The organism is Pseudarthrobacter sp. MDT1-22, assembly GCF_054511035.1.
In genome coordinates, this window is sequence record NZ_JBTNDK010000011.1 from 74,332 (window position 1) to 89,399 (window position 15,068).

The window sequence follows — 15,068 nt, forward strand, 5'->3', positions numbered from 1 at the left end:
GCTATGAAACCTGCACTGCGCCCGGCTTGCCGTCTTCGACCTCGAACACCGCATGCGTGTACTGCCCTGCGGTCCGGGTCCCCACTCCGGTGGCCATGCGAAGCTCCGTGCGCCAGCGCTCGGGAGTGACCTGGCAACGGACGTAGCCCCGCCGGTCGCCATCGAAGAATTTGATGTGCGGGTTAAACCCGATCATGGGCGCGTAGTAGGGCCCGTAAACCGGCACGTCGCCGTTCGTGCTGATGGAGGTCCCCACGAACTCGGTGGCCACCACCGGGGAGTCCGGCTTGTCGAAGTCGAGGTGAACGTCGTTGACGAAGGTGGAGTGCCAGTCGCCCGTGATGAACACGGCGTTGCGCACCGCCGGCTCGGCGATCACATCCAGCAGCCTCTTGCGGGCTGCCGGAAAACCGTCCCAGGCGTCGTGCCACAGCAGCTCGCCCGCGGCACCGTCGTGGTCGAGGCGGGAGACCATGACGTTGTTCCCCAGGATGTTCCACCGCACCTCTGAGTCACGCAGTCCGTCGTAGAGCCACTGCTCCTGCTCTGAGCCGAGCATGCTGATTGACGGGTCGTACGCCGCTTCGCATGCCTGGGCTTCTCCCCAGCCGCACGGCGGGGCGTCGCGGTACTGGCGTCCATCCAGAACGTCCAGCTGCGCGAGGCGGCCATAGCGCAACCGCCGGTAAAGCTGCATTTCCGTACCGCGGGGCAGCGACCGTGCCCGCAAGGGCTGGTGCTCGTAGTACGCCATGTAGGCCGCGGCCCGCACTGCGGTGAAGGCCTGGGTCTGCCCCTCCCAGCCTCCGGCATAGTCATTCTTAACCTCGTGATCGTCCCAGGAAACGACGAACGGGAACCGGGCGTGCGCCGCCTGCAGGTCGGGATCGGACTTGTAGAGAGCGTAGCGGGCCCGCCACTGCTCAAGCGTCTGCGGGGCCGGCTGGGCAGCCGCCGGGACAGGTGTGCGACGCAGCCCGCCGCCTGCGGCGATCTCGTACTCGTAAACGTAATCGCCCAGATGCACCACAAAGTCGAGGTCCTCTGCGGCCATATGGCGGTAAGACGGAAAGAAGCCATCCTCCCACTTCTGGCAGGAGGAGAAAGCAAAATCGAGCTGCCGTACATCCGCCCCGGGGGCCGGCAAGGTTTTGGTCCGGCCCACGGGGGACAAGTGGTTACGGAACTTGAACTCGTAGAAGTACTCGCTGTCCGGTGCCAGGCCCTCGACCTCCACGTGGACCGAATGCCCCAGCTGCGCCGGGGCGTGCGCGCTCCCGCGCTGGACAACATCGCGCATCCCGGCGTCACTGGCCAAACGCCACTCCACCACCGCATGGCCCGGCGGCATGCCGCCGTTCGGGTCGAACGGTTTCGGGGCCAGGCGGGTCCACAGCACCACGCCGGAAGGCGTGGGGTCACCGGATGCGATACCCAGCGTGAAGGGATCGTCCTTGGCCCGCGCCGGCGCCGACGCAGCGTCCGCCCTGGTAGCCGGGGCGGCCGCCAGCGCGGCGGCAGCGGAGACACCGGCCACCCCCGCGAGGAAGAGGCGGCGGTCGATCAGATGCGAGTTACCGGGCAGTAGGAGAGGCATGGAGCCAGCATGGCCGCGGACCGTGAACAGGAAGGCAGCCTCCGGGAACCGCCAGGGAACCCGCCGGCTAACAAGCCATGAACCGGGAGAAGCATGCGTCCCCTCGTCCGGCCCGGTGACGCCGCGGCTCCGATCCCTGATAGAGATCAGCAACGGACGGCGGGCATGCGCGTTCGGCAGGAATCCGCAACGTGGGCGGCTACGCTGCGGCGGCACACAATACCAAGAGCTGGGCCCGTGCACTGTGCATATCCAACAGGGCTTCGGACGTGGGTCTCCAACGTCCGGTACGCCGGGCTTCCTGGCTTTGCATATTGCCGCGACGCGGCCGGAGCGGACCGCCAGCGCCGGCACTGATCCGCGCAAGCTGTGCGGCCACTTCGCCAACTTCGAGCAGCCGGAACAGGTGCGTCGTCTGCTCCAGGGCCTAAGGTCACTGGGACAGGACAACAGGGCCGAGCGGGTCCTCGTGGAACCGAGTCACCAAGCGCCCGATATGTGTTGCATGTTGCATGCAACAGGGGTAATTTATACGGATGCAGATTATTCGAGGTGCCGATTCCAGATCTCCGCCGCTCGTTTACCAGGCGAGTTAAGCCCAGCTGAGAAGTGAGTCAACGTCGCCCGTGGGAATGCCGCGTTCGTGGGCTTCGCGCAGGATAAGCAGCCGGGCCGTATTGAGTATGTGGCGCCGCATGTCCTGTCCGGCTTTCTCGGCCTTCCCGGCCACGAAAGCCTCGTAGACGTCCCGATGGTCCTCAAAAGCTTCCCGGGAAGAACGCGATTTGGGGACGGTTTCCACCCCAGTGAGCAGGACGACGTTACGCAAGTCCTCCAGTATTTTCACCACCCGGTGATTGCCGGAGGTAGTTAGCAGCGCCAGGTGGAAGTCGCGGTCGGCCCGCAAAGTAGCAGCAGGACCGCCGCTCTCGGCAATTTTCTGAAAGGTGTTGAACGCCTCTGTGACCCTTTGGACATCGGCGTCCGTGCGGACTGCGGTAGCTTGCCGGGTCACGGGCACCTCGAGCATCAGTCGGACCTGGAATCCCTCGATCAGGTCTTCCAACGTTGTTGACCGGACACGGATCCCTCTATTGCGCTCGACTACTACAAGGCCGGCCTTCGCCAGTTGCTGCACTGCCTCCCGGACCGGCGTTCGCGACACACCCAGCCATTCGCCCAGCTGGGTCGCGGAGTAAAGCTCCCCCGGCTTCAACTCGCCGCCCAATATCGCAGTTCGGAGTCTTGTGATGGCCTGATCTGTCAGATTGACTGCACGTTCAAGGTTGTCCACGAGCACATTCTCGCACGGACAACTTTCCACCCAATGATAAGGATCGACATGCCCACGGAACCATTGCGCTGCGCCGTCGTCGGCGGTGGCATTATCGGTGTCGCCGTTGCACGGGAGCTGACAAACCGACTGGAAGGAGCCTCGGTCACTGTCTACGAGAAGGAGGAGAAACTCGCCTCTCACCAGACGGGCCACAACTCCGGAGTGGTGCACGCCGGCCTTTACTATGAACCCGGCGGCCTGAAGGCCACGCTGTGCCGCCGCGGAGTCCATCTGCTGAAGGAATACTGCGCCGCCAAGAAGCTGCCCTACGATCAGTGCGGCAAGCTCGTCATCGCCCAGACAGCCGAGGAAAGCCGGCGGCTTGACGCTATCTTTGTCCGGGCACAAGCCAACCTGGTACCGGGGGCCAGGATGCTCAGCGGCGCCGAGATCAGGGACGTGGAGCCTAATGCTGTCGGGATCTCGGCACTGCACTCGCCTGAGACGGCCATCGTCGACTATGCCGCCATCACCAACGCCTTTGCCGGCGACGTCCGTGAGGCAGGCGGACAGATCAGGCTGGGTCAGGAAGTCCGCTCTCTTGAACAGCAGGGGCAGGGCGTCGTGGTTCACACCAGGGACGGAGGTGAACACTACGACCTTGTGGTGGCCTGCACCGGGCTCCAATCCGACCGGCTGGCCGCGTCGATGGGGGAACCCTCCACCCCGCGCATCGTGCCGTTCTTCGGACAATACTTTCTTCTCGGTTCAGAGGCCCGCAGCCAGGTAAAGGGCCTAATCTATCCGGTTCCTGATCCACAGCATCCCTTTCTTGGAGTGCACCTCACCAAGCGCATCGACGGCGAAATGATGCTGGGCCCCAACGCCTTCATCTCGTTCGGACGGGAGTCCTACTCCTGGAAGGACGTCAATGTGCGCGACGTCCTGGACTATGCGCTGTTCCCTGCTTTCTGGAACTTCGCCCGCAAGAACCTGCCCTCGGCTGCGCGTGAGTTCCAGACCGTCGTCAGCAAGCGCAAATTCATCGCCGAGGCAACGCGTTTCGTCCCTTCGCTCGAGGGTGCGTCCATCGTTCCCGGCACGCGGGGTGTACGTGCCCAGGCGATGAACGCTGACGGGTCCCTCGTGGATGACTTTGTGATTGCCCGCCGCCAGGACACAGTCCTTGTACGCAACGCCCCCTCACCCGGCGCCACCTCCTCCCTGGCCATCGCCGAATACATCGTCAACCAAGCGCTCGAAGGGCGCGCCGTCCCCGGGCGGGCCGGCGCCCAGTAACCGGAAGCGCCTCCTCAGCGGAAGGCCGGAATCCCGGTGATGTGGTTGCCCAATATCAGCGTGTGCACCTCGTCCGTTCCCTCATAGGTGCGCACGCTCTCGAGGTTGTTGGCGTGGCGCAGCGGGGAATAGTCCAGGGTGATGCCGTTGCCGCCAAGCATGGCCCGGGCATCGCGGCAGATCTTGATCGCTTCGCGGCAGTTGTTCAGCTTGCCCACGGAGATTTGGTGCGGCTGGAGGACTCCGGCGTCCTTCAGCCGGCCCAACTGCAAAGCCAGGAGCGTGCCCTTGTTGATCTCCAATGCCATGTTGACGAGTTTCTCCTGGGTCAGCTGGTAACCGGCTAACGGCTTGCCGAACTGCATGCGCTGCTGCGAGTAGTCCCGTGCCGTGAGGTAGCTGTCACGTGCCGCCCCCATGGCGCCCCAGATGATGCCGTAGCGGGCCTCATTGAGGCACTCAAACGGGCCGCGGAGGCCCTTGGCCTTGGGCAGCATGGCACTCGCCGGCAACCGGATGTCCGTCAGTTCGATATCGCACTGAATGGACGCACGCATGGACAGTTTCTGCTGGATGGGGGTGGCCTTGAACCCGGGGGTGTCGGTGGGGACGACGAAACCGCGGACGCCGTCGTCCGTCATGGCCCAGATGATGGCCACCTGCGCCACCGAGGCCAGCCCGATCCAGCGTTTGGTGCCGTTGAGGATCCAGTCGTCGCCGTCGCGTTTTGCGAAGGTCAGCATGTTCCCGGGGTCGGACCCGGCGGAGGGCTCGGTGAGGCCGAAGCAGCCGATGGCGGTTCCAGCGGCCATGCGCGGAAGCCACTCGTGCTTCTGCTCTTCCGATCCGTGCTTGGCTATGGCGCTCATGGCCAGTGAACCCTGGACGCTGACAAAGGTCCGCAGCCCGGAGTCGCCGGCCTCCAGCTCCAGGGCGGCCAGGCCATACTCCACCGAGGTCCGGCCGGGGCACCCGTAGCCCTTGATGTGCATGCCGAGCAGGCCGAGTTCAGCCATCTGCGGGACTATCTCCAGCGGGAACTCCGCGTGCTCGTACCAGTCAGCAATATTCGGTTTGATGACCGAGTCCACGAATCCGCGGACCTTCTCCCGCACGGTGACTTCCTCCGGCGTGAGCAGCGTGTCGATGCCGATGAGGTCTGAAGTGTCAGTCATGGTTCTACTTTCCGGTGGGATGGGTTTGGGGGGCTGCCCGGTGGGTCCGCGCCGGGAACGTCGCTCCGCTGTGTTCGCCGAGCAGCGGCGGCAGCCGCCGGTACGTGGCGGGGGTTTCCGAGAGCTGGATGGGGTTGGCTACCTGTCGGGAGGTTCGGGGGCTGGACTCGTCCGCAATCTCCACTACGGGCTCCAGCCCCAGATCGGCGGCCAGCTGGATCGCTTCGACGATGGAGTTGACCTTGCCGGCGGGTACGCCCGCTTCACTGAGCAGGCCCGACCACTCCACTGCCGGCTTTTTTTGAAGCTGCTCCTCAAGCAGCGCCTTCAGCGCGTCCCGGTGGGCCACCCTGTCCACGTTCCCGCGGAACCTGCTGTCGTCCGACAGTTCGGGAATGCCCAACACCCGTGCCAGGGCGGCAAATTGCTTGTTCGTTCCCACCGCCAAGGCGAGGGGCCCGTCCGCGGTGCGCAGCGTCTCGTACGGCGCGATGCTGGGATGAGCGTTGCCCATTCGCTGCGGGGATTCGCCCGTAGCCAGGGTGCTGGAGGCCTGGTTGACGAGCCCGGCAAGGAGCGAGGACAACAGGTTGACGTTGATCAGCTGTCCCCTGCCGGTCTGGTCACGGCTCCGCAGAGCGGCAAGGATGCCTACCACCGCGTTTTGGCCGGTCACCACGTCCACCAGCGCCACCCCCACCTTGCTGGGTTCCGACTCCGGGGATCCGGTGACGCTCATGAGTCCGCCCACGGCCTGGACCAGAAGGTCATATCCAGGCAGGTGCGCCCCGCCCTTGCTTCCGAATCCGGTGATGGAGCAGTAGACCAGGTCCGGGCGCTCCACCCGCAGGGTTTCATAGTCCAGTCCGAAGCGCCGCATGACGCCCGGCCGGAAGTTCTCAACGACGACGTCGGCGGCCAACGCTATGTCCCGCGCCTGCGCGAGCCCTTCCTCGGTGCGCAGGTCGCACACGACCGAGCGCTTGTTCCGGTTGACGCTGGAGAAGTATGTCCCCGCGCCGTGTTCGTCCACGGGGGGCACCCAGGCCCTGGTGTCGTCGCCGCCCGGGCTCTCCACCTTGATCACATCGGCGCCGAAATCAGCGAGCATCATGGTTGCAAAGGGCCCGGCGAGGACCCGGGAGAAATCCGCCACCTTGATTCCGTCCAAGGGTGCGGCGGCGGGAGGGCCGTGAGGGAAAGATGGGGTGCTGCTCAACGAGCGTCAGCCTCCTTCGGTTGTGGTTCGGCAAGCTCAGTTGGAGGCGGTCACGGGATTGCTGAGGGTTCCGAGGCCCGTCACGCGGCATTCAGCGAGGTCCCCCGGCTCGATGTGCACTGCTCCGGGTGTTCCCGTGGAGATGATGTCACCGGGGAAGAGCGGCATGACCTTGCTGTGGAAACTGATCAGGTAGGCCGGGTCGTAGCGCATGTGCGACACCGTATTGCTGCGGCGCACCTCCCCGTTGACCACGGTGGACACCGTGACCTCGGCCAGGGAGCCGGCGGCCTCTTCCACCTCGGCGAGGGGCACGATCCGGGGGCCGAAGGAGAAGAATCCCGGAAAGTTCTTGGAGCGGGTGAGGAACCGCGGATTGCGTTGCAGGATGTCCTCCGCGGTCTGGTCCAGGACCGGTACGACGCCGGCGAGATAGGACAGGGCATCCTCCGGCTCGACATTGCGGCAGTATCGACCGATCACGACGGCGATCTCCGCCTCGGTGGTGGTGCGCTGGCTCTGCTCCGGGATCGGGATGTTCTCGTCCGGGCCGATGACCGTATGGTCACCCTTGATAAACGAGGCAGGCTCGTCGGGCACGGCCTCGGTGAGGTCGGAGGCGTGCTCGACGTAGTTCAGGCCGATTCCCCACAGCATGCGGGGGCGGCGGTACGGGGCGCCGTAGGTGAGGTGCTCCGGATCGCGGAAGACGGCGTCCTCGGCGTTGGCTGCGGCCGTTTCCAGGTCCCCGAGCAGGCCTCCGGTCAGGACATCGAGGATGTCGCCGGTAAAGCCCGGGAGCAGGTCGCGGACCAGCGCGGCTCCGCGCCGCGGGTGGACGACGGCCGCCTCTTCGCGGGCCTGCCCGGGGGCGGCCGCATCGGGGGTGTGTTCGTCGCGGATGGCGCATAGATGAAGGACGCGGGAAGTCATGGAATGGTTCTTTCGGTTAGTAGGAACGGACCAGTCCGCCGTCGCAGCGGATCTGTTCCCCGGTCACGTAGGAGGCAGGCCCGCTCGCGAGGAAGGCCACGACGGCGGCAAATTCTTCGGGCTTGCCGTACCGGCCGGCAGGGATCGAAGCTTCCGAGTCCGCCCTCGTCTCCTCCGGCGAGCGGCCGGTGCGTTTGGCCGCCGCTGCATCCAGTGAGCCGACGCGGTCGGTGTCGATGCGGCCGGGAAGCACCATGTTGACGGTCACGCCGTCCCTGGCGACCTCCGCCGCCAGGGTCTTCAGGTAGCCGGCGAGCCCCGCCCGCCCGATGTTGGACAACGCGAGGTTGGGCAGCGGCTGCTGCACGCCGCTGGAGCCCACTGCCACCACGCGCCCCCACCCACGGACCCGCATGCCCGGAAGCACGAGGGCAGTGAGCCGGATGTGCTGCAGCAGCAGCTGGTGCACGGCGCCAAGGGACTGTTCAACGGAGACGTCCGCGGCGCCGCCGGGCGGCGGTCCGCCGCTATTAAGAATGAGCACATCGATCGCGCCAAAGGCCTCCTCCGCCGCTTCCACCAAGGCCGGCGGGGCGCCGTCGTCCATGAGGTCAATGCCGACGCCGACGGCGGAACCCAGGCGCGCAGCTTCCGCCCGCACCAGGTCCTCGCGCCGCGCCGCCAGCACCACGTTGGCGCCTTCCTCGGCCAACGCCCGGGCAATGGCGAGGCCTATCCCCGAACTTGCGCCCGGAACCAGGACGTTCTTTCCCTTCAAACCGGTCTCCATCAGGCCATCACCACCCGAACGGCTTCGAGGTGGGCATCGATGAGGTCCGCCAGCGCCGGCGGCAGTTTCGGAGCGGGCGGCCTCACGATGGATTCAGCGATGATGCCGCGGCGGCGCAGCACCTCCTTGCGCAGGGCCAGCCCTACGCCGGGCTGGGCCTCAAAGTTCACCAAGGGCAGCCACGGAGCGAAAGCCTCGCGCGCGGCGCGGAATCCGCCGTCGGCCCATGCGCTCAGGGCGGCCTGAAGTCCTTCGGGATGCGAGAATCCGGTCATGGCACCGGCCGCGCCGGCGGCCAGCTCATCCAGCAGCCCCACTCCCCCGAGTCCGCCGTATACGGGCACGGACGTGGCACCCGTCAGCCTCGCGATGGCGGAGGCCGTCGGCGGCGCCTCCGACTTGATGGCTACGATGAACGGGCACTGCGCGAGGACCTCGAGGATCTGCGCCGCGCTGATATTTACCCCGGATGCCACGGGGTAGTCCTGCAGCACAATTCCCGCGCCCGTGGCGCGGTGCACGGCGGTCAGGTGGGCCGCGAGCACCTCTGGATCGGAGCTGTTGGCCTGCACCATAAGTGCCGCAAGGTTGCTGCCCGCCGCCTTAACCGCGGTACGGGCTTGCTCCAGCGCCACTGCCGTTGACCGGGCTGAGAGGCCCACCACCAGAGGCGCGCCCTTCCCCTCCTCGGCAACGGTGCGCACAATCAGGGCTTGCTCCTGGGCATCGAGGGATGCTCCCTCGCCGAAGACGCCAAGCACCACCATCCCGGTAGCCGGCAGCGCGGTGTAAAGCTGCACTTCGCGGCGCAGGGAGTCGGTGTCCACGGCAAAATCCGTTCCGCTGAACGGTGTGGCCAGAACTCCCCAGAGGCCGGGGGCAAGGTGCGGAATCGGTGTCGTCATAGTGATGCGTCGTCCTTTCGGTCAAGGGCCATGTCTGTGCGGTGTCTGCGAAGCCCAATGATGTGTACCAGGACGCCCACGGCAATGATGGCTGCCCCGATGCCGATGTAGAGCGGCTCCATGACCAGCATCGGCAGTGACCCGACGCCCAGCAGGACCCGTTCGGGCCAGCGGGCCGGGCCGAAGAGCCAGGCCCCGGTTGCCACGGCAAGGGAGGCCACCGCCAGCAGTGAGACGGTGAATGCCAGTGCAATCGATCCTGGACTGCCCTGCAGCAGCAGCCCGACGCCGTCGTCGGACAGCACAAAGATGAACGGGACCAGGAACGCCGACAGTGTGTACCGCCAGGTCAGCCACATCGTCTTGATCGGTCTGCCGCCGGTGATGGCCGACGCCGCGAACGGGGACAGCGCGGTGGGCGGTGACACCTCGCTGAGGACCGAGTAGTAGAAGATAAACATCGCAGCCGCGAAAGCGGGAACGCCGACATCCTGCAGGGCGGGTCCGATAATCACCCACGAGATGATGAAGCTTGCCGTTACCGGCACCGCAAGTCCCAGGAGGGTGACGGAGATGGCAGAGAAGATGGCGGTCAGGAGCAGGCTGCCGCCGGCAAAGTCCACGATGATGTTCGCGAGCTTCAGGCCCAGGCCGGTGAGGGTCATGATTCCCACGATGAGGCCGGCGGCCGCCATGACCGGGATCACGGACAGGGCGCCCATGGCGCCCGTGGCGAGCGCGTCCCAGATCCGCTTGGGCGTCAGCCAGGATTGGCGATCCAGGAAACTGAGCACGAATGCGAGCGCGGTGGCGAACACCACGGCCCGGAACGGGGTCATGCCCATGGCCATGAACACCACGATCGCAAGGAGGGAGCTGAAGTGGTATCCGAACCGCAGCAGCAGTTTGCCGGCCGGCTTGACGTCCAGCTCCACCGCCTTGGTCTTGAACCGCCGAGCGTCCATTTCGATGGCGAGGATGATGCCGAAGTAGTAGAGGACCGTGGGAATGGTGGCCCAGATGAGCACCTGCAGGTACGAGACTCCAAGCAACGCGGCGATGATGAAGGCTGCGGCGCCGAGCGTGGGCGGGGACATGATGGCGCCGATACCGGCAGCGGCCAGGATGGCGCCGCCGTGTTCCTTCGGGTAGCCGGCCTTGCGCAGCAGCGGCCAGGAGATGCCGCCCAGGGTTACGGTGGTAGCGACGCCGGAACCCGACACGGTGCCCAGCAGGAAACCCGCGAGGGTCACGGTCCGGCCGGGACCCGACTTTGACTGTCCGAAGGCAGAGAAAGAGAGGTCGATGAAGAATTTGGTGGCGCCCGAGGCGCCCAGGACGGCGCCGTAGATGGTGAAAAGAATGATGTACGACGCCGCAACGTCGGTGGGAACCCCGAACAGGCCTTGCGTCCCCATGACGTTGTGGCCAACAAGTCGGATCCAGTTGAAGGAGGACGTGTTGAAGGGGGCAGGGACGAACGAACCGAACGCCGCATACGCGAAAAAGCCGACCACGACCAGCGGAACGAGGATGCCCACCGTCCGGCGGGATGCCTCCAGGGTGACCAGGATGGCGATCACGCCCATGATCAGATCAAGGTAGGTCGGCGTGATCGCGCGGCGGAAGAAGCTGTCCCAGTCCGAGATGATGTACGCGAACGGAACGACCGCGATTGCGGCAAGCAGCCAGTCAAGTATGTGGGGGTTGTCAGAACGTCCGGACGCCTTGGCGGCAGCCGAGCGGCCCCACCCGCGGTAGACCAGGAACGTCATGGGCAGCCCGACCATCAGGAACGCGGGCAGGTAGAACTGGGTGGGCATGGGATTGAAGACCCAATAGAGCGCAAACAAGGACAATGCCACGCCGATGGCCTTCACCGCGATGCCGGGTTTCCCGTTCAGGTGGCGGGCAGGCTTTTCAGCCTCAAACTCCGCGATCAGCGCCTCTTCATCGATCACCGCTTCCTTGTCCCTGGGGTCGGCGGTGACACCGTCATCCGCGTTCCTCCGTCCGGTGCGCCCCGGGGGCTCAGGCGACGTGCGTGCCTGAACGGCGCCGTTGCCGTTGGGCTTCTCGGTCATGGGGTCTCCTTGAGGGATAGCACAACGAACGGGTCGCTGTCTTCGACTAACTTCCATAGTTCAAGCGGCGGAGCGCCCGGAACGTACACGGTGCGGAGGCCCAGATCAGTTGCTGCCAGCGACAGCCGGCCAAACTCCGCAGGGTGCCCCGGATCTGGGTCCGCCACCCACTCCCTGCGGTCGCCTTCCCCGGCCGCGGACGGCGGCCCGGGGACGGCGTAGTACTCTTCGAGCACCGCCAGCTGATCGGCGGCCAGCTGCACCAGGCGGTAGCTGCCGTCCTCCTGGACGGTGTACCGCTCTTCAGCGACGGTGCCGTAGATGGAGTTGCGGTAGCTCACTGCGAACGTGTCCCCGGCAAGGGGAATGCTGGCCAGCACGCCGCCGTCGTTGCTGATCACGACGGCGCGGGGACGGTGGGATTCCATCGGCGCGCCGGCCACGGCAATCCCGCCTGCTCCCAGCATGCCGAGGCAAACGAGACCGACGACGGCGGCGGCTGGCTTACGCATGGGGTGCTAGCTTCCGGACTTGTCGAAGTACGCCTTCGAACCTGGGCAGGCGTCCACGAACTCAACCTTCCCCGCGGTGGCCTTATCCATCTCGCCGGCTGCGGGGTGGACCTTGATCAAGGCCTCTTTGTTGTCAAAGAGTGCGGTGGTGATGTCCTGCTGGAGCTGCTTGTCCATTTTCTTGCTGGCGACCAGGATGTTCGGCGAAGCGATCGCCGGGACCGCCTCGGTCTGTCCTTCGTAGGTGTTGGCCGGGATGTCCTGCTCCACGTAGTAGGCGCCGTATTTCTCCGCAAGGGGTTTGGCGTACTCCCCGATTGAAAGCAGCTTCATGTCGCCGTCCCCGGCCAGGTCGATCAGCGCGCCGGTGGGCAGCCCTCCGGACCAGAATCCGGCGTCGATCGTTCCGTCGCGCAGCGCAGCGACGGTCTCCGCCGCGCCGAGCTGGCGGCGCTGGATGCCCGACTTCGGGTCAATTCCGGCGGCCTCAAGGATGCGCAGCGCCGCTACCTCGGTGGCGGAGCTGGGCGCGCCGACCGAGATGACTTTGCCCGCCATGTCCTTGACGTTCTGGATTCCCTTGTCGTTTACGGTGACGGCCTGCATAAAGTTGTTGTAGATGTTGCCAAGGGAGCAGACCTCCTGGGGCTTTCCCGCGAATTTGCCCTCGCCCTTGACGGCATCGGACACCACGTCGCCCACTGAGAAGGCGAGCTGTGCGGACCCGTTCTCGAGCAGCAACATGTTGTCCACGGAAGCGTTGGTTTCCTGCACCGTGGCGTCATAGCCCTTGATGTTGTCCCGGATCACAGTTGCAAAGCCGCCGCCCAACGGATAGTAGACCCCGCCGGTGCCGCCCGTCGCGATGGACAACATGCCTCCCTGGCCGGCTGTGCCCCCGCCGCCACCGCCGCCGCTGCTGGGGGCGGGGCTGCCGCACGCGGAAAGGAAAACTGCCGGTACAAGGACAGCTGCTGCGCACAGGCGGCGCATGCGCCTCCGGGCAGTGATGTTCATAGCAATCATGGTTGTATCTCCCTGTTTTTGATCATGCTGTTGGCTGGGTGGGCGTCAATTGGCTTGGCGGTCAAGTGGCCTGGTGCAGGGGTTCTCCGGCGGCGGCTGGTGGAACGGGAACATCTCCGGCGGCGAGGATGCCTGCCAGCAGGCGGTAATAGCCCACCAGCACCGAAAGCTCCGTAATGCCACCGTGTCCGAAGTGTTCAAGGGCGGCAGCATGCACGTCCTCGTCAACGGCGGTGCCTCGCAACAGGGAACGCGTCAAACTCAGCGCCGCGCTTTCGTCCGCAGACAAGGTGTCCGGGACATCGCCGTCGTGCAGCTGCTTCAGCTCGGTGCCGTTGATGCCAACGGTCGTGGCGACCAGGCTGTGCGCGTACCACTCGTAGGCGGACTCCAGCTCGGCGGCGACGGCGCAGATCACCAGCTCCCGGGTGCGGGCCGGCAGCGACCCGTCAAAGCGCAGGACGGCGCCCAGGGCCTGTACCGCGTTTCCGATCGCGGGCGAGTACAGCAGCGCGTTGAAGGGGCCGCTGAGGCGTCCGTTTTCGTCGACAATGGAAAACGGCCCGTTTCCCCTCGGTGGGCCGGCGATGACCCCGTACAGATCGCGCTGCTGGTTCGAGAGTTCATGCGGCATGAGGAGCGGGAAGCGGCCGCCCAGCCCGGAAGCGTTGGATCCGGCTCCAAGGTGGTTCGATTCACACAAGGGTCCTGCCCCCGTCCACGTACAGGACATGACCGGTGACAAACGCCGCCTGCCGGGAAGACAGGTAGAGCACAGGACCGGTGAGGTCATCCACCGTCCCGAGCCGGCCGGCGGGGACCATTGAGGTGTAGTGTTCGCGAACCCCGGGGCGATCCAGATGCATCCTGGTAAGTTCAGTGTCCACGTAGCCGGGGGCGATGGCGTTCACCGTTACTCCGTGGGCGGCCCACTCGCGGGCCATGACCCGGACCAGCTGGTTGATGCCGCCCTTGCTGGCCGCGTAGGGGCCGTGGTCGGGGTGCGCCAGGAGGCTGGAGACCGACGAGCAGTAGATCTGGCGCCCGAAGCCGGCCTCGACCATGACGCGGCCGGCTGCGCGGCCGAGTCGGAAGGCGCTGGTGAGGTTGAGCTCGAGGATGCGGTTCCAGTCCTCATCCGCGGTTTCGAGAATCGGCACCCGGTGGTTGACGCCAATGGAGTGCACCAGGATGTCCAGTCCGCCGAGCCGTTCCTGGGCCGACGCAACGGCATCCTCACAGCCCTCCGTGGACGTGAGGTCAACCCGTTTGGTGGCCACGCCCGGACCAAGGGCAGCCAGCCGGGACTCGTCGCGGTCAACCGCGAGTACGCTCGCCCCGGCTGCCACGAACTCCCCAATGCAGGCACTCCCGATTCCGCCGGCGCCGGCCACCAGGACGCGGGCGCCGTTCAACCCGAGCCAGTCGTTCACGGAGGCCACATCCGTGTGGAGGGTCGCGTCACTCATGGGTAGAAATCCGCACCATTGCGGTTAATTGAAAGACCATTTGGATAATGTATCCAATATCACCCCGAACTGTAACCGGCGTCACACAATCGTTACGTTATGGGCGGCTCGGGGCTTCCAAGAACGTGCGGAGGGCGTCCACGGCATGCTCGCGGTGTTCGTCCATCAGGGCGACGAGCAGCCCGACGTCCCCGTCCGCATAGGCCTGGACGATGCCGGCGTGTTCGCGTTCCACTGTGGCCCGATTGTGTTCCGCCCCGTAGTAGACGAACCGGTAGGCCTCGGTCGCATCCCACAGGACCTGAACGATCCGTTCCAGGCGCGGCATCTGGGCCGCTGCCAGCAGTTCGAAGTGAAACCGCCGGTTCGCCTCGGTCATCTTCAGCAGATCACCGGCCGCGCTGGCCGCTTCAACGGCACGGGCGGACGCCCTCATCGCTGCGAGTACACCGTCACTCCGGTTTCTGACAGCAGCCTGCGCGGCCTCCGCTTCCAACAACTGCCTGAGCCGGTAGACCTCCAGGAGGTCCGTGAGCGACAGGCTGGCGACTTTGTGCCCGCGGTGCGGCTCGTAGACCACCTGGCCCTCGCTTTCGAGGACCTTGAATGCTTCGCGGACGGGAACCCTGCTGACGCCGAACCGCTCGGCGAGCGTGTTTTGACGGAGCGGCTCACCGGGCAGGAAGTCCCCCGCGATGATTGCGCGCCGCAGCTCGGCAAGGACGAAAGCTTGAGCGGTGGGAGGGCGCCTAAACTCTTTCGCGGCGTCCTCGCTCATCCCGT

14 protein-coding genes are annotated in these 15,068 nt (G+C 65.7%); 1 reads left to right on the forward strand and 13 read right to left on the reverse strand.

Going from position 1 to position 15,068, the window contains the following annotated elements:
• Position 1 precedes the first annotated feature (1 nt).
• Positions 2 to 1,597: an alkaline phosphatase D family protein gene (locus ACX80M_RS10845; RefSeq protein ID WP_459309635.1), complete on the reverse strand. Its 1,596-nt coding sequence runs from the start codon at positions 1,595 to 1,597 to the stop codon at positions 2 to 4.
• Positions 1,598 to 2,189: 592 nt separating this feature from the next.
• Positions 2,190 to 2,891 (reverse strand): GntR family transcriptional regulator, encoded by a 702-nt coding sequence (locus tag ACX80M_RS10850; RefSeq protein ID WP_252600382.1) that lies wholly within the window; start codon positions 2,889 to 2,891, stop codon positions 2,190 to 2,192.
• 48 nt (positions 2,892 to 2,939) lie between these two features.
• On the opposite strand from ACX80M_RS10850, the gene lhgO reads away from it, so the two are divergent.
• Positions 2,940 to 4,172 carry an L-2-hydroxyglutarate oxidase gene (lhgO, locus tag ACX80M_RS10855; RefSeq protein ID WP_252600380.1) on the forward strand — a complete coding sequence of 411 codons (1,233 nt, stop codon included), beginning with the start codon at positions 2,940 to 2,942 and terminating at the stop codon, positions 4,170 to 4,172.
• Positions 4,173 to 4,186: 14 nt separating this feature from the next.
• On the opposite strand, the gene ACX80M_RS10860 is transcribed toward lhgO, so the two are convergent.
• The 11 genes from ACX80M_RS10860 to ACX80M_RS10910 form a co-directional block, all read right to left on the reverse strand.
• Positions 4,187 to 5,347, reverse strand: coding sequence for an acyl-CoA dehydrogenase family protein (locus ACX80M_RS10860; protein WP_252600378.1), 1,161 nt, complete (start codon positions 5,345 to 5,347; stop codon positions 4,187 to 4,189).
• Between the two features lie 4 nt (positions 5,348 to 5,351).
• On the reverse strand, positions 5,352 to 6,566 hold the full coding sequence (locus ACX80M_RS10865) for a CaiB/BaiF CoA transferase family protein (protein WP_256471163.1): 1,215 nt from the start codon (positions 6,564 to 6,566) through the stop codon (positions 5,352 to 5,354).
• A 36-nt stretch (positions 6,567 to 6,602) separates the two neighbouring features.
• The gene (locus tag ACX80M_RS10870; protein WP_252600376.1) at positions 6,603 to 7,499 is read right to left on the reverse strand and encodes a fumarylacetoacetate hydrolase family protein; all 897 of its coding nucleotides are present in this window, start codon (positions 7,497 to 7,499) and stop codon (positions 6,603 to 6,605) included.
• A gap of 16 nt (positions 7,500 to 7,515) precedes the next feature.
• A complete protein-coding gene (locus ACX80M_RS10875) occupies positions 7,516 to 8,277 on the reverse strand; it encodes an SDR family oxidoreductase (RefSeq protein WP_308216185.1) in 762 nt (253 codons plus the stop codon).
• Positions 8,278 to 8,288: 11 nt separating this feature from the next.
• Positions 8,289 to 9,194, reverse strand: coding sequence for a dihydrodipicolinate synthase family protein (locus ACX80M_RS10880; protein ID WP_252600372.1), 906 nt, complete (start codon positions 9,192 to 9,194; stop codon positions 8,289 to 8,291).
• Complete coding sequence (locus ACX80M_RS10885) at positions 9,191 to 11,278, reverse strand: TRAP transporter permease (protein WP_252611054.1); 2,088 nt, start codon at positions 11,276 to 11,278, stop codon at positions 9,191 to 9,193. Before ACX80M_RS10885 ends, ACX80M_RS10880 begins: the two co-directional genes overlap by 4 nt.
• Positions 11,275 to 11,790: a hypothetical protein gene (locus ACX80M_RS10890; protein WP_252611056.1), complete on the reverse strand. Its 516-nt coding sequence runs from the start codon at positions 11,788 to 11,790 to the stop codon at positions 11,275 to 11,277. The genes ACX80M_RS10885 and ACX80M_RS10890 overlap by 4 nt, the downstream gene beginning before the upstream one ends.
• 6 nt (positions 11,791 to 11,796) lie before the next feature.
• Entirely contained in the window at positions 11,797 to 12,816 is a 1,020-nt protein-coding gene (locus ACX80M_RS10895; protein ID WP_459309638.1) for a TAXI family TRAP transporter solute-binding subunit, read from the reverse strand.
• 61 nt (positions 12,817 to 12,877) lie between these two features.
• Positions 12,878 to 13,519 (reverse strand): carboxymuconolactone decarboxylase family protein, encoded by a 642-nt coding sequence (locus ACX80M_RS10900; RefSeq protein ID WP_252600365.1) that lies wholly within the window; start codon positions 13,517 to 13,519, stop codon positions 12,878 to 12,880.
• The gene (locus ACX80M_RS10905) at positions 13,512 to 14,285 is read right to left on the reverse strand and encodes an SDR family NAD(P)-dependent oxidoreductase (protein WP_252600363.1); all 774 of its coding nucleotides are present in this window, start codon (positions 14,283 to 14,285) and stop codon (positions 13,512 to 13,514) included. Before ACX80M_RS10905 ends, ACX80M_RS10900 begins: the two co-directional genes overlap by 8 nt.
• 97 nt (positions 14,286 to 14,382) lie before the next feature.
• The gene (locus ACX80M_RS10910; protein WP_459309640.1) at positions 14,383 to 15,063 is read right to left on the reverse strand and encodes a GntR family transcriptional regulator; all 681 of its coding nucleotides are present in this window, start codon (positions 15,061 to 15,063) and stop codon (positions 14,383 to 14,385) included.
• Positions 15,064 to 15,068 lie beyond the last annotated feature (5 nt).

What these genes read in the sequence shown, in the direction of transcription:
- ACX80M_RS10910 (WP_459309640.1), bottom strand. Translation starts at nt 15,063, where the DNA reads ATGAGCGAGGACGCCGCGAAAGAGTTTAGGCGCCCTCCCACCGCTCAA.
- ACX80M_RS10880 (WP_252600372.1), bottom strand. Translation starts at nt 9,194, where the DNA reads ATGACGACACCGATTCCGCACCTTGCCCCCGGCCTCTGGGGAGTTCTG.
- ACX80M_RS10870 (WP_252600376.1), bottom strand. Translation starts at nt 7,499, where the DNA reads ATGACTTCCCGCGTCCTTCATCTATGCGCCATCCGCGACGAACACACC.
- ACX80M_RS10905 (WP_252600363.1), bottom strand. Translation starts at nt 14,285, where the DNA reads ATGAGTGACGCGACCCTCCACACGGATGTGGCCTCCGTGAACGACTGG.
- lhgO (WP_252600380.1), top strand. Translation starts at nt 2,940, where the DNA reads ATGCCCACGGAACCATTGCGCTGCGCCGTCGTCGGCGGTGGCATTATC.
- ACX80M_RS10845 (WP_459309635.1), bottom strand. Translation starts at nt 1,597, where the DNA reads ATGCCTCTCCTACTGCCCGGTAACTCGCATCTGATCGACCGCCGCCTC.
- ACX80M_RS10895 (WP_459309638.1), bottom strand. Translation starts at nt 12,816, where the DNA reads ATGATTGCTATGAACATCACTGCCCGGAGGCGCATGCGCCGCCTGTGC.
- ACX80M_RS10860 (WP_252600378.1), bottom strand. Translation starts at nt 5,347, where the DNA reads ATGACTGACACTTCAGACCTCATCGGCATCGACACGCTGCTCACGCCG.
- ACX80M_RS10890 (WP_252611056.1), bottom strand. Translation starts at nt 11,790, where the DNA reads ATGCGTAAGCCAGCCGCCGCCGTCGTCGGTCTCGTTTGCCTCGGCATG.
- ACX80M_RS10885 (WP_252611054.1), bottom strand. Translation starts at nt 11,278, where the DNA reads ATGACCGAGAAGCCCAACGGCAACGGCGCCGTTCAGGCACGCACGTCG.